Source organism: Marinoscillum furvescens DSM 4134 (assembly GCF_003386095.1).
Taxonomy (GTDB): Bacteria; Bacteroidota; Bacteroidia; order Cytophagales; family Cyclobacteriaceae; genus Marinoscillum; species Marinoscillum furvescens.
This window is the reverse complement of the sequence record NZ_QREG01000002.1, coordinates 168294-180480: the sequence shown is the minus strand read 5'-3', so window position 1 is coordinate 180480 and position 12187 is coordinate 168294. Positions and strand designations below refer to the sequence as shown.

15 protein-coding genes and 2 tRNA genes are annotated in these 12187 nt (G+C 43.6%); 6 read left to right on the top strand and 11 right to left on the bottom strand.

Annotation, left to right across the window (positions count from 1 at the left end; genetic code table 11):
* Positions 1 to 9 precede the first annotated feature (9 nt).
* The 3 genes from C7460_RS03300 to C7460_RS03290 all read right to left on the bottom strand — a co-directional run bounded on the left by C7460_RS03300 (position 10) and on the right by C7460_RS03290 (position 1249).
* Positions 10 to 549, bottom strand: coding sequence for a hypothetical protein (locus C7460_RS03300; RefSeq protein WP_115866650.1), 540 nt, complete (start codon positions 547 to 549; stop codon positions 10 to 12).
* 77 nt (positions 550 to 626) lie between these two features.
* On the bottom strand, positions 627 to 1034 hold the full coding sequence (locus C7460_RS03295; protein ID WP_170147863.1) for a rhodanese-like domain-containing protein: 408 nt from the start codon (positions 1032 to 1034) through the stop codon (positions 627 to 629).
* A complete protein-coding gene (locus tag C7460_RS03290; RefSeq protein WP_115866770.1) occupies positions 1031 to 1249 on the bottom strand; it encodes a DUF3820 family protein in 219 nt (72 codons plus the stop codon). The genes C7460_RS03295 and C7460_RS03290 overlap by 4 nt, the downstream gene beginning before the upstream one ends.
* Before the next feature lie 79 nt (positions 1250 to 1328).
* On the opposite strand from C7460_RS03290, the gene C7460_RS03285 reads away from it, so the two are divergent.
* Complete coding sequence (locus C7460_RS03285; protein WP_115866648.1) at positions 1329 to 2138, top strand: DUF3108 domain-containing protein; 810 nt, start codon at positions 1329 to 1331, stop codon at positions 2136 to 2138.
* Here C7460_RS03285 and C7460_RS03280 read toward each other — a convergent pair.
* From C7460_RS03280 to C7460_RS03270, 3 genes are all read right to left on the bottom strand, one after another.
* The gene (locus C7460_RS03280) at positions 2130 to 2924 is read right to left on the bottom strand and encodes a PhzF family phenazine biosynthesis protein (RefSeq protein ID WP_115866647.1); all 795 of its coding nucleotides are present in this window, start codon (positions 2922 to 2924) and stop codon (positions 2130 to 2132) included. The genes C7460_RS03285 and C7460_RS03280 overlap by 9 nt on opposite strands.
* Positions 2924 to 3451, bottom strand: coding sequence for a YdeI/OmpD-associated family protein (locus C7460_RS03275; protein WP_115866646.1), 528 nt, complete (start codon positions 3449 to 3451; stop codon positions 2924 to 2926). The genes C7460_RS03280 and C7460_RS03275 overlap by 1 nt, the downstream gene beginning before the upstream one ends.
* A 199-nt stretch (positions 3452 to 3650) precedes the next feature.
* Positions 3651 to 3950 carry a hypothetical protein gene (locus C7460_RS03270; RefSeq protein ID WP_115866645.1) on the bottom strand — a complete coding sequence of 100 codons (300 nt, stop codon included), beginning with the start codon at positions 3948 to 3950 and terminating at the stop codon, positions 3651 to 3653.
* Positions 3951 to 4071: 121 nt separating this feature from the next.
* On the opposite strand from C7460_RS03270, the gene C7460_RS03265 reads away from it, so the two are divergent.
* Positions 4072 to 4629: an EF-hand domain-containing protein gene (locus tag C7460_RS03265; RefSeq protein ID WP_115866644.1), complete on the top strand. Its 558-nt coding sequence runs from the start codon at positions 4072 to 4074 to the stop codon at positions 4627 to 4629.
* Between the two features lie 2 nt (positions 4630 to 4631).
* Here C7460_RS03265 and C7460_RS03260 read toward each other — a convergent pair whose 3' ends face one another.
* The 5 genes from C7460_RS03260 to C7460_RS03245 all read right to left on the bottom strand — a co-directional run bounded on the left by C7460_RS03260 (position 4632) and on the right by C7460_RS03245 (position 7125).
* Positions 4632 to 4802 carry a hypothetical protein gene (locus tag C7460_RS03260; protein ID WP_170147862.1) on the bottom strand — a complete coding sequence of 57 codons (171 nt, stop codon included), beginning with the start codon at positions 4800 to 4802 and terminating at the stop codon, positions 4632 to 4634.
* A 77-nt stretch (positions 4803 to 4879) separates the two neighbouring features.
* Positions 4880 to 5005 (bottom strand): hypothetical protein, encoded by a 126-nt coding sequence (locus C7460_RS24345; RefSeq protein ID WP_262511839.1) that lies wholly within the window; start codon positions 5003 to 5005, stop codon positions 4880 to 4882.
* Positions 5006 to 5082: 77 nt separating this feature from the next.
* Positions 5083 to 5238, bottom strand: coding sequence for a hypothetical protein (locus C7460_RS23990; RefSeq protein WP_221409434.1), 156 nt, complete (start codon positions 5236 to 5238; stop codon positions 5083 to 5085).
* Positions 5239 to 6931: 1693 nt separating this feature from the next.
* Positions 6932 to 7005: transfer RNA gene (locus C7460_RS03250), tRNA-Arg, on the bottom strand.
* Positions 7006 to 7038: 33 nt separating this feature from the next.
* Positions 7039 to 7125, bottom strand: a tRNA-Ser gene (locus tag C7460_RS03245).
* Between the two features lie 249 nt (positions 7126 to 7374).
* Here C7460_RS03245 and C7460_RS03240 point away from each other — a divergent pair.
* From C7460_RS03240 to C7460_RS23955, 4 genes are all read left to right on the top strand, one after another.
* Positions 7375 to 8337, top strand: a complete 963-nt coding sequence (locus tag C7460_RS03240) for a vWA domain-containing protein (RefSeq protein ID WP_115866641.1) — start codon at positions 7375 to 7377, stop codon at positions 8335 to 8337.
* Between the two features lie 12 nt (positions 8338 to 8349).
* Positions 8350 to 9234: a hypothetical protein gene (locus C7460_RS03235; RefSeq protein WP_115866640.1), complete on the top strand. Its 885-nt coding sequence runs from the start codon at positions 8350 to 8352 to the stop codon at positions 9232 to 9234.
* Between the two features lie 154 nt (positions 9235 to 9388).
* Positions 9389 to 10567 carry an acetyl-CoA C-acyltransferase gene (locus C7460_RS03230; protein ID WP_115866639.1) on the top strand — a complete coding sequence of 393 codons (1179 nt, stop codon included), beginning with the start codon at positions 9389 to 9391 and terminating at the stop codon, positions 10565 to 10567.
* A 599-nt stretch (positions 10568 to 11166) separates the two neighbouring features.
* Positions 11167 to 12012 (top strand): glycine zipper family protein, encoded by an 846-nt coding sequence (locus C7460_RS23955; RefSeq protein ID WP_185148285.1) that lies wholly within the window; start codon positions 11167 to 11169, stop codon positions 12010 to 12012.
* The last annotated feature ends 175 nt before the right edge of the window (positions 12013 to 12187 follow it).

Genomic DNA, 12187 nt, shown 5'->3' with positions numbered 1-12187 from the left:
ACCTTGAAACTATTCAATATGAAGGTGATGCACGTGATCGCGAATGTGGTCCAAACGCTTGGTAATGTGTTTGATAAACTTATTTAGCTCTGTCTCCACCATGTATATTTTTCCATCATACGAGTTGGCGCCAATGTCATTTCTTAGCTCTTCACTGTGTGACTCTATCTCAGATCGGGTTTTACACTCCTCATGAAGAAAGTGAATAAACGTCTTCATGCTATATTCTTCCTCGAACGTCTCGATTTCTTTGAGCGTTTTTTTGATCTCTCGAGTTTTGTTGAAGCGTGAGGCTTTCACTAACCGCTTGTAAAGCACAGAATCGTAATGGTGGATGTCCTCCAGTAATTCTATGAGCTCAAAACGATATGCTTTATCTACACAGAAGTTAGTTAGGCCTTCATAGTCTTTTAAGTTTTCAGCTTCAAGGTCCCAGGCATAAGTTAGCTTATCGATAGTGGCACCAAGAGACTCTTCTGCGTCTTGTGCATGAACAGATGAAACTGTCAGGGTTGAGAATATAAATAGAAATAATTGTATTTTTCTCATTTTTGTAAGTTTGAAATACAACAATGCAAAATTCAGTCCAGTTTTTGCATTGTGAAAAAATGTTGTATGAATGTGGCCTATGGCCGCTTCAATGGGAATTGAGCTGCAGACCAGCCGTTGATACCCGTATTCAATTCGATGATTTTGGTAAACCCAAAAGCCTCTAGTCTGCTTGCTGCTCGCTTGCTCCTGCCTCCACTGGCACAGTATATTGCTACAGCTTTATCCTTATTTAGTGTCTCTATTTGAACACTGAAGTTTTTAGAGGTGACATCCATATTGACAGCCCCGTCTATATAGCCGGTTGCGAATTCTCTAGGAGTCCTGACATCTATCAGTTGTAACTCCTCATCCTGCAGGTACGTGTTAAACTCCTCGGGAGTTACAGACTCTACTCTCGATGCTGCACTCTCTTTACTCTGCTGAGACGAACATGCGGCCACTACCCATAGTAGTGTCAGGGAAATGATGTTTGTAGCTTTCACGATCTTGGAGGCGTTATTCTTACAAGAAGGTCTTCCAGTCCGTTTAGCCGGATTTCGTACATGGTATTTAGTAGCATGCCTAACTTACCTTCAGGAAATCCTTTGGATTTAAACCAAACCAGATAGTTTTCAGGTAGTTTACAAATGGGCATGCCTTTGTACTTACCAAAAGGCATTTTAAATGATTTTAATTCGATCAGGATTGATGGGTCCATCATGGTATATTGCTGGTTAATTATCGCTGTTGTAAAATAAGGCCTAGTTTTTGTACCACCAGTCCTCAAGAATGTAAATATGATGAAAATATTGAATCTGGCATTTTTTCTGACCGTCTTATCGACGAAAGTTGTGTTTGGACAACAGTATGTAAATCAAGATTTTGCTTTAGGGGAAGAAATACGTTTTAAGATTTCGTATGGGTGGTTTGCCTTAGGGGAAGCTAGCATGAGCCTGGGCGATAGTTTGGTGGAAGTAGACGGCCAGCACTATTATCAGAATACCATCCAGGCAGGTACTGTAGGATTGTTTAGCTGGCTAGCTGGTATAGAAAATTCTTATTCAGGCCTGGTGAATGTGGATAATTACAAAACGATCAAGTCTGAAAAACATATCAATGACCGAAAAGGGAAAGAAGACCAATGGAATGTGTTTGACTACAAACGCATGGATACTGATGTGAAAGTGGTGAAACAACGAGATGGAGACAGTAAGCTGAAATCTTTCACGGTAGGCCTCACAGCGGATACTTATGACCTGCATGGGACGTATATGTATTTGCGTAGCAAACTTTGGTCAGGATTTGAACCAGGCGATTCACTACTATTGAAGACTTATTGGGTGGATAAGCTCTATGATTTTGGAATGGAATACGGGGGAGTGGACAAAATAAAGTTTGACGGCAAAAAAGTAATCACCCACAAATTCTACGGCTTGTTTCCTGTATCAGGTACTTTTCCAAAGGAGAAAGCTGTAGAAGTATGGATCCTGGAGCGAGACGGCATGGGGATTCCCGTTCGCATAGAGGCGGAAATGAAAATAGGTAAGGTGCGCTGTGAACTGAAAGAGTATAAGGTGAGAGGCCAGCGCTTAATTTCGTCAAAGTGAACATAATTTTCCCTGATTGATTTTTTGAAACTGACCGATTAGTCTCACAGAAGAGCCGATAAGCTTTCCTTGAAAGGCACCACCTCTTTTGCTCAGCTGCTGCGCTGTAAGGTGTGACCTGTTGAGAACCTGACTCCAATAAGGCATAAGTATCGCATGTGATGAACCTGTAGCATGATCTTCCAACTGCTGTACATGCGGCACGAGCGTTCTGCTGACAAAATCCATTTCGCTACCCGGTGCAGTGACTACATATCCAAAAATATCTGAAGACCTCAATAGCTCAAAGTTCGGACGCATATTGCGGACTTCTGTTTCTGAGTTTGCCACTACTAGATGCTTGTTGGCTGTTTTGTAAAACGCTTCCACAGGTATGCCCAGGGCTTTTGGTAAGTACTCTGGTATTTCCAGGGCGTGCTCCGTGGGGATAGGCTTTAAATCTGTGAAACAGGAAGTTTGGTTGTGTTTTCCTCCACTGATTTTACCAGAAGAATAGTGCATCTCGAAGTTGTCTGCTTGCAGGAAATCCATAGCGTAGGCGACTGCTGCCATGGCGCCATGTCCGCATAGTTTTATTTCACTGTCGGGTGCAAACCACCGCACTTTCCATGTGTCTTCTTCTTTCCAAAGAAAAGTAGTGGCGGGCTGTGCCAGATCTGCAGCTATTTGTTGCAATTGAGTCTCTGGAGTGTCCGAAGGTATTCGCACTACTGTGCTCACATTACCATACAAGCCTTTTTTGAGATCAGTAAACACACGATATGAAGCAAAGTCGTAGGCACCCATTATTTCAGTTTATTTTGTTGATTGTAAAACTTGATTCGTTCATTTAGCACTTTAAAGTCCAGTTTGCCCTGTGCATTTACTAAATGATCTGCTATAGCCAGGGCTTTGGCCATTCTGCTTTTTGTGCTTTTTACTTGAGTAACTAAATAAATCAAGTTTCGTTGCTTGCCAGGTGTTAGGTTGTGAAAATAATCATTTGTCAGAGGGTCCTGATTAAGCATTTCACTCAGTTCTTCGGGCATCTCCATGCCATAGGTAGATTCGTCTTTTTGAAGCTCCACGGTGAGCGCAGTACCTACCACAAGATTTAATTTTTGGGTAAACTTCTTACTAACTAATATATAATCATATGCAGCACTATGCATGATGCCAAACTGGTGGCCTGGGCTGCCGTTGATAGAGCCCATTACCCTTTTCCAGCCTTGTGCTCGGATTTGCTCCTTTATATCTGCGGGGATGGGAATGTGTAGGCTATAAACTTTGGCTGATGGCCCTGTAAACTGAGCAAGGGATGAAGTGAATTTCATGCGATTGAATTTATGGTGGCAATAAGGGGACTGGTTGCTTCGTTGGTTTAAAACAAAAGCAATTTATTCATTTTAAAAACAGGTGATATGAAGCAGAAAGGAAGAGGGGAGAGCCCCAAGCACGAAAGCCTTGGAACATTTCTTTTGAAATTAATCCATCGCAAAATTGGTATTGTAAAACCATAAAAGTGGGCAGTTTCTAAAACTGCCCCAGATCTTCACACGTCAGACAAGCATTCGCATAGCTGTCATAAGCGTCATAAGCCGGCCCCGGGCGTCCTGCCAGTGTGATGATTTTATCCAGCCTTACTTGCATTTTATCCACATTCAGGTACTCATCCTGCTTACCTGTGAGGGTTCCCAGTACTCCTGATGCTACTTCTATGGTATCTTTAGGTCCGAAATAATGTATTTTCACTGGTTTGTTTAGTGCTTTCACCTTACCAATGAGATCTTCAAAGTCAGGGTCTACGGGTAAATATGCATCTTGATAGTCCATGGCTATAAATTTAATGATTGATAGTTACATTAATCTGCTGCACTAATCACCAAATTTACTTAAGTTTCGGGGCTCTTGCCCCTGGAGCGGAATATTGATAGTTTAAAAGAGAAACCTAACCATGATAACTGAAGTACAGCGTAAAAAACTGGCGCACTTTTTTGAGCTTCTAGACTCCCATAAAAATGGATTTTTGCACGTAGATGATTTTTCGGAAATCGCAGAACGTATCCGAATGGGAATAGGGTATGAAGCTGGAGGTGAAAAACATAAATTTTTGGCTGAAAAATCAACACGGTTTTTTCATGCTTTCCTCAATGCTATACCACATAATGGAAACCAGGTCATCACCAAAGAGGAATGGGTGAACTTCGTGGAGGAGGAAATCATCTCCAAAGGGAATGAAGAGGTGCTGGAAGAGTTTAAAGAATTTATTATTGGTTTTCTGTTTGACTTGTTTGATGAAAACCATGATGGGTACATATCCACTGATGAGTTCGTAGATATGTTTGTTGTCTACGGAATAGATATTAAGTATTCTGCAAAGTCTTTCTTAAAGCTGGATCTCAATAAGGATGATAAGCTTTCGCGTAATGAGTTGCTACACGCGTTTGAGGTGTTCTTACTGTCAGATGATCCGTCTCAGCCAGGTAACTGGATCTTTGGCAATTGGGAATAAACCTACAGCGCCTCTGTTAGCGCTATCCAAAGAAAAGTGAGGGTGGTTAGCCACTGAATCCAATATAGACTGGAGGTAAGCTGGACTTTCAAAAGTTTGTTGTCCGAACTTTTGAGTCTGGCGCCTCTCTTGATGTAAGACGTAGTATTGTTGGGGTCGTAAGAGGTTTTCATAATGTTATACACGTTGAAATAGTAGTATAACATGATAAAACTGAATATTGTTGGGAAAGTATTCTGTAATTGGCTTATTAGAGGTTGAAAAGTCCGCTAACCAGCATCAGAATCATGATAGACCATTGAATCCACAGCAGAGCCTTTTCCAATCCTTGCTTTTGTGTGGACGTGAGCTTCCAATCGTTCTGAGAATGCTTCACAGTAGTTTCCTTAGAATATTGGACGAAAGGCCTGCTTGATATGGTTTTTTGAGAAGGTTTCATTGGAAAGAAACTGATTAAATGAATTTGTCTATAGATTCTATGATATGACCAAGCGCAATAACGAGCACAGATAAAATAGCATTTGTCTTTATTTTATTGACTTCTTTTTTTGATAAGAAAAAGCCAATGGACGATTGTACGGGGGCGTGTTGTTTAGCTGTTTGTTTCATTTTAATTGTTGTTTAATTGAAATTGATAATGCTAAGATGTTTGTTCTTTTCTCAAAATGGGAGTAAAAGTCGATGATTGGCAGGTAGAATTCGGTAGACGCTAAATATGCTCGATAAGCAGGTTGTATTGAACGAAAGTAAGCCTGTATTGTATTATGAGGTGATGAAAGTAGCTGCGCGGTGCTTTTATCTTCACGTGTCCTCCGAAAGTTGTGAAAAGTGCTGTGGGGCCGCCCAGGTGGGGCCGCCCAGGCAGGGCTGCCCAAGTCAGGACTCTTCCACGGAAATGCCTGCGGCAGAATTTGAGACCAACTGATTACAAGTCAGTGGCTCTGTAGAACCACCCTGTCCGCGCGCATTTGCAATGCGTGCACAAACCTTGGCATGCAAAGCTGTCTACTCAATTATTTCTATATCTACTAAACTCTTTATGCCAGCATAATCTCAGATCGAACTGTTTTTTTATTACTTATTTTCTTCCCTTCCCATTCTAGTCAGCAGCTTAAATACTGACATTACGATCGCGATGCAATCGCGCTCGATCGGGGCTGGTCAAACCAGTTTAGATTTCAAAAGCGTAGAGAGGGCAGATAAAGCAAAATGTATGTAAACAAAAAAAGCACTTCCGAATTAACGAAAGTGCTTTAGTGTGATGTGATTTCTTGCGACCAGCCAGGTGGGGCCGCCCAGTTGCGATCGGCTAGGTGCGACAGGCTAGATGGGGCTGCTCAAGCCAGGGCTCTTCCGCAGGGGTGCCGGGTCAAACCATAGCTCAGTGTGTTTAATTGTGCCTTTGTTTGTAAGGGTCTGTCCTTTTACTGATTGCATTTAGCTTTCAATAATTAGTTTATGAGGCCCTACTTTTCCATTGATGAAAAGTAGCAAAAATCTAGGGCCGAATTCATTTCTTAACGCTTTTCCAAATGAAAATCAGCAAATAAATAAACTCGCATTTTCGTTTCCGTAATGATTTTGATATTTGACATATGCTCAGACAGTATTTATTTGTAATCTGATTTTCATCCGGAAAACCTAAAATGAACTAAGGCCCGTCCCTCTTTAAATCCAATTTCACCACAGATTTTCAGATAGATCCGTTTTAAAGGTGGAGAGAGGGCAGATAAAGCAAAATGTATGTAAACAAAAAAAGCACTTTCGAATTAACGAAAGTGCTTTAATATGATGTGATTCCTCGGGGCCGCCAAGGTGGGGCTGCCCAGGTGGGGCCGCCAAGGCCAGGACTCTTCCTCGGGAATGCCTGCGGCAGAACCTGGAACCTACTGCTTAGTAGAAATTATTCTATCCAGTTGAGCTATGGAGCTGCCGACTGGTCAAGCCAGTTTAGGTTTTAAAGGTGGAGAGAGGGCAGATAAAGCAAAATGTATGAAAACAAAAAAAAAGCACTTACAAAATATTTATTGTAAGTGCTTAATAACTAAGTGATTCCTCGGGGCCGCCTAGGTGCGACCGGCTAGGTGAGGCTGCCCAAGCCAGGACTCTTCCTCGGGAATGCCTGCGGCAGAACCTGTAACCTACTGCTTAGGAGGAATTATTCTATCCAGTTGAGCTATGGAGCTGCCGACTGGTCAAGCCAGTTTAGGTTTTAAAAGTGGAGAGAGGGCAGATAAAGCAAAATGTATGTAAACAAAAAAAGCACTTACAAAATATTTATTGTAAGTGCTTGATAACTAAGTGATTCCACCAGGACTCGAACCTGGAACCTACTGCTTAGAAGGCAGTTGCTCTATCCAGTTGAGCTATGGAACCGCCGACTGGTCAAACCAGTTTAGATTTTAAAAGCGGAGAGAGGGGGATTCGAACCCCCGGTACGGTTTCCCGCACGCATGTTTAGCAAACATGTGGTTTCAGCCACTCACCCACCTCTCCGTGAGTTTTCACTCTGAATTATCTTTAAAAATAAAGCTATTCTTCTTGATTTATTCGACAAAAGACGATCTCTTTCGTCACCCTTTCGGCCTGCTGACCCTGAAAAGGACTGCAAATATAGTATTTCGTTTTAAAAATGCTAACCCTTGCATCCTAAAAATATCCACATATCTCTGATCCTTAAATTTCGTTAAATGAAACTGCGTCAAATTGGGCAATATCACCCGCTTATGTATTTTTGGGCCGCTTATGAATTGGGCTTACAGCATCGACACATTCGAAATTATTCTATTAGTGCTTTTTGCACTCTTTTATCTGCTATACGTCATCCGACTGGCGCGGATAAAAGCTAAACTTAATATCCCTATCAGCAAGTGGCTGATCAAGTTTTCCATACGATCGCTATATGTGGCACTGATCATCGCCGCACTGTTGGGGCCATCTTTTGGCGAGACCAAGCGTGAGATCAAATCTGTAGGTAAAGACATCTTTGTATGCGTAGACCTGTCGGAATCCATGAATGCCTTTGATGTACAGCCTACCCGACTGGAAAAGGTCAAATTTGAACTCAAAAACATCGTGGAGGCTTTTAGCTCCGACCGCATTGGGCTGATCATGTTTTCCAACGAAGCCTTTATGCAGTGCCCACTTACTTATGACAACAATGCCCTCAACCTGTTTATACAGGCACTAAGTACGAATCTGGTGCCCAATAGCGGAACGGATTTTGGTCCGCCTTTGCGCATGGCGCTCAAAAAACTCACCAGCGAAGAATCCTCGGTAACACAACAAAAATCGAAAATCATCGTGCTTATCAGTGATGGTGAGGATTTTGGTGAGGAAACCGAAACTGAAGAGATAGAAAGCAGTGGCATCAAACTCTTTACGCTGGGCGTAGGTACGGAAAGAGGAAGTAAGATTCAGACGCGAAGAGGTTTTAAGAAAAACAATAAGGGCGAGGAAGTGGTGAGCCGCCTCAATGATCGGTCTTTGAAAAAGGTGGCGTCTGATACTGGTGGTAAATACTTTGAGATCAATGCTTCGCGCAATGATGTGGAGCGCCTGATCAACTCTATCAACGACATAGAAGGGGAGCTTCGTGACGCTAAGCAGCTAGACTCCAAAGACAACAAATACTTTTATTTCCTCATTTTGGCACTGGTGCTGATGCTATGTGATGCCATGATAGGTGTGAAAGTGATACGAATCTAAAAAGATGTGGGTATGAAAAAGCTTTTGATACTTTTGGTACTGCTCGGATCTACCGATCCTGTGGAGATATCGCGCCAAAACAAGCTGAAGTCAAAGGCTGAAACGGCTTTTGAGCATGGACAGTATGAGGTAGCTCGCAACAACTACCGCACGCTGTACGACTCCATGGGGGTGGAGGACCCGGCCATAGCGCTAAACCTAGCGCACAGCTACTATGCACTGGGAGATACGGCCAATGCCAAGCTCAAATACCAGTCGGTAACATCGTACAACAACAGAAAACTTAAGTCCATAGCCTATCAGCAGCTGGGTGTGATGGCTAAGACTCCCCAAACCCTCAACGAATCCCTACAGTACCTCAAAGCAGCACTCAAAGCCGACCCTACCAATGAAGGTGCACGCTATGACTATGAGGTGGTGAAAAAACTGCTCGATCAGCAACAGGAAAACCAACAGGACCAGCAAAATCAGGATCAGGAGAACCAGGACCAACAAAACGAAGATCAGCAGAACCAGGATCAGGAGAATCAAGATCAGCAAAACGAGGACCAGCAGGATCAACAAAACGAAGAGCAGCAAAATCAGGATCAGCAAGACCAGGGTGAGCAGAGTGACGAGCAGCAGGATCAGGAACAGCAGCAGCAAGACCAGCAGGAGGGAGAAGACGGTGAGCAGAGCGACGAGCAACAGCAGCAGCCTCAGGAAGGAGAGGAGCAGGAAGGCGAAGAGCAGGAAAACCAAAACATGAGCACCAAGGAAAAACTGCAGGAGATGAACATCAGCGAGGAAAAGGCGCGCATGATCCTGGAGGCGATGAAAAACAACGAGGTGCAATACATTCAGCAGCAGCGTAGGCGCCCTACCAAACAGCAGGATAGCGGAAAGCCCGATTGGTGATCCCCTTTTGCAAACAAAAGTCCACCCCTGCTTATTTAGTACATAGCTGCGTTTTTTGATCGAAAACCAGCAACTTTGAAGGACAACCAAAGTATGCCAGCAGGCTATTGGTTAGTTTTGAACTTTAGAACAACATAAAACCCCAAATAATCAAATGGAAGAAGTGTATATCGTAGCGGCCGTTCGCACCCCGATCGGTAGTTTTGGAGGAAGTCTCGCAGGATTTACGGCTGTGGAGCTTGGCAGCAAAGCCATCAAAGGAGCTTTGGAAAAGTCCGGTGTGGGTGGAGCTCAAGTCAATGAAGTCTTTATGGGCAATGTGGTGTCGGCCGGACTGGGCCAGGCGCCTGCCAGACAAGCCGCCATAGGCGCAGGGCTTGGTCATAATGTACCTTGCACTACGGTCAACAAGGTGTGTTCGTCGGGAATGAAAACGGTCATGTTTGGCGCTCAGTCCATCATGCTGGGCATCAACGACGTGGTAGTAGCCGGCGGCATGGAGAGCATGTCCAACATCCCTTACTATGTGCCCAAGGCTCGGTTTGGCTACAAGTTTGGTAATGCCCAAATGCTGGACGGTCTCATGCACGATGGCCTCTGGGAGGTGTACAATGGCTTTCCTATGGGGAGCTGTGCAGACAACACGGCCAAAGAAATGAACATCTCCCGCGAGGAGCAGGACCAATATGCCATCAATAGCTACCAGCGCGTAGCTGCTGCCACAGAGCAGGGCAAGTTTAAAGACGAAATCATCCCCGTAGAAATCCCTCAGCGCAAGGGCGATCCCATCGTGATGGACGCTGATGAGGAGTATAAAAACGTAAACTTTGAGAAGATCCCCGGCCTTCGTCCGGTATTTAATAAAGACGGTACGGTCACGGCTGCCAATGCCTCTACCATCAATGATGGTGCTGCGGCACTGGTACTGGTAAGCAAAAAGAAACTTGACGAGCTCGGACTAAAGCCACTTGCCAAAATCCGCGGCTTTGCGGATGCGGCGCAGGAGCCTATCTGGTTTACTACGGCACCTTCGGAGGCCATCCCCAGAGCGATGAAGCATGCAAGCGTAGCGAAGGGCGATGTAGACTTTTACGAAATCAATGAGGCCTTTTCGGTAGTGGCGCTTGCCAACAATCAAAAACTCGGGCTGGATGCTGACAAGGTAAATGTAAACGGTGGCGCTGTGGCTTTAGGACACCCGCTGGGTACCTCCGGAGCGCGCATCATCACTACGCTCACTTCGGTGCTTTCACAAAACAACGGCACCATAGGCGTGGCGGGCATCTGCAACGGTGGCGGTGGCGCCTCGGCCATCGTGATTGAGCGACTGTAAACCGATCGCCAGACTTTAACGAGTAATTGTGCTCACTCACCGAGTACGGTGAGTTGCCAGCCACTGGCACATTACTTTAGCCTTAAGAATCCGTGGTTGGGAAATATAAAGGATTCTTGGTTGGGAATTGAAAAGCCTGTTTGGAACGCAAACAGGCTTTTTTTATGCACTGGAGTCAGGCGGGGCAGTTTCACTGCACTTTAAGTTTGTTCTTATTCAGGTCCTCTTGATGTCAGGCTTCGAAAAGCCGTTTAATCTCCGTTTTTTCATTTTTTACTTAGTTGCCAGGGCTATTTTTTCTACATGGGACTGTTTATCAGTCTTTTGTGTAGCTCGGGCGTTCTTCTGAGGCAAGTTCACATATTGCATTGAATGGTTTGATGAGACTTTAAAACCTTGTAGTTTAGTTGGTACAAGACGGATATAGTTCATAAGTGTCAGATATTAAAGAGGTTATGGGTAATTGGGCCAGACCAAAGGGAGTATGGTATTCACCTTTTGACAAGTACAGAACTAGACTCTTGTTCATAGCCGGAGAAGAATTTGACCTAAACGTTACCTAAAAAGAAGTAAGGCATTAAGAATTAAATTTTTAAACAATGAAAAAATCGTATTTACTCACGTTACTGATTTTAATAATCAGTTTTTCTTGTCAGGAGCAGGAAAATGCAATTGAACCAACTATTGACTATGAAGCTTTTTCATCTGAATTAAAATCTAACCTTAATCAGATAGCGACTCAAATGAGAAGCAATCAAAGTGACTTTTCTAATGCTGAGATGGTCAGCAAGATTGCTTCAGGTATGTTGCAAATGAATTACAAGAATGATCAAAGAATTCTTGAAACTTTCAGTAATGGGTATTCAAGATCGGCTTCAATAGTAGGTCTACACACCAATGCTCGAATTAGTTCAGAACAAATTTACTTTTCAGAATTCGATTATAATTTGATAACAAAGGTTAACGACCTCTGGGTGAGCTCGTCTAGTCCTACACACTATAAAAACCAACTAACAGAGTTATTAGAAGAAGTCGATCTGGCTGACGTTGAAATAAATGAGAAAGAACAGGCAATAATCTATTTAACCTCTCAACTTGTAGCTGTAGATTTCATTATTGATAACTACGATCTTATCAGTCCCCTTGAAGTGAAGTCTAATGGTAGGTCTGCTCAGGATAATTGCCAGCCTTCTAAACCTGAGTGTGAAGAGAGTTGGTGGGATTCTTGGGGTAAGTGCGCGGTTGGCACCGTAGGTGGAGCCGGCACGGGACTGCTTGCCGGTGGTGCCGCAGGTTCTCTAATTCCATTTATAGGTACTACCGCTGGAGCAGTTGTAGGAGCCATTTCAGGAGGTTTAACTGGAGCTGCAACTTTTTGCGGTGCAGGTGGAAGTGGGTGTGGACAACCTAAATGCCCTGAATATGAATGCTTACCGTGCACATAAGACAATTCCAATGGTTAATAAAAAGAAAAAGCAAATAGTTGCACGCCTGTTATCTTTACTTCCATTAATCTTTATGATGGTATGGTCGGCAAAGATTTTTAACGAATACTTGAACTGTAATTGCTATGGTTGGAGGTTTTATGCTTCATTTACTGGAGCTACTGTATTTTGGTTT

Coding starts and splice junctions, on each gene's coding strand:
- C7460_RS03300 (WP_115866650.1), bottom strand. CDS start 549: ATGAGAAAAATACAATTATTTCTATTTATATTCTCAACCCTGACAGTT.
- C7460_RS03290 (WP_115866770.1), bottom strand. CDS start 1,249: ATGGACCCATCAATCCTGATCGAATTAAAATCATTTAAAATGCCTTTT.
- C7460_RS03285 (WP_115866648.1), top strand. CDS start 1,329: ATGATGAAAATATTGAATCTGGCATTTTTTCTGACCGTCTTATCGACG.
- C7460_RS03280 (WP_115866647.1), bottom strand. CDS start 2,924: ATGGGTGCCTACGACTTTGCTTCATATCGTGTGTTTACTGATCTCAAA.
- C7460_RS03275 (WP_115866646.1), bottom strand. CDS start 3,451: ATGAAATTCACTTCATCCCTTGCTCAGTTTACAGGGCCATCAGCCAAA.
- C7460_RS03270 (WP_115866645.1), bottom strand. CDS start 3,950: ATGGACTATCAAGATGCATATTTACCCGTAGACCCTGACTTTGAAGAT.
- C7460_RS03265 (WP_115866644.1), top strand. CDS start 4,072: ATGATAACTGAAGTACAGCGTAAAAAACTGGCGCACTTTTTTGAGCTT.
- C7460_RS03260 (WP_170147862.1), bottom strand. CDS start 4,802: ATGAAAACCTCTTACGACCCCAACAATACTACGTCTTACATCAAGAGA.
- C7460_RS23990 (WP_221409434.1), bottom strand. CDS start 5,238: ATGAAACAAACAGCTAAACAACACGCCCCCGTACAATCGTCCATTGGC.
- C7460_RS03240 (WP_115866641.1), top strand. CDS start 7,375: ATGAATTGGGCTTACAGCATCGACACATTCGAAATTATTCTATTAGTG.
- C7460_RS03235 (WP_115866640.1), top strand. CDS start 8,350: ATGAAAAAGCTTTTGATACTTTTGGTACTGCTCGGATCTACCGATCCT.
- C7460_RS03230 (WP_115866639.1), top strand. CDS start 9,389: ATGGAAGAAGTGTATATCGTAGCGGCCGTTCGCACCCCGATCGGTAGT.
- C7460_RS23955 (WP_185148285.1), top strand. CDS start 11,167: ATGAAAAAATCGTATTTACTCACGTTACTGATTTTAATAATCAGTTTT.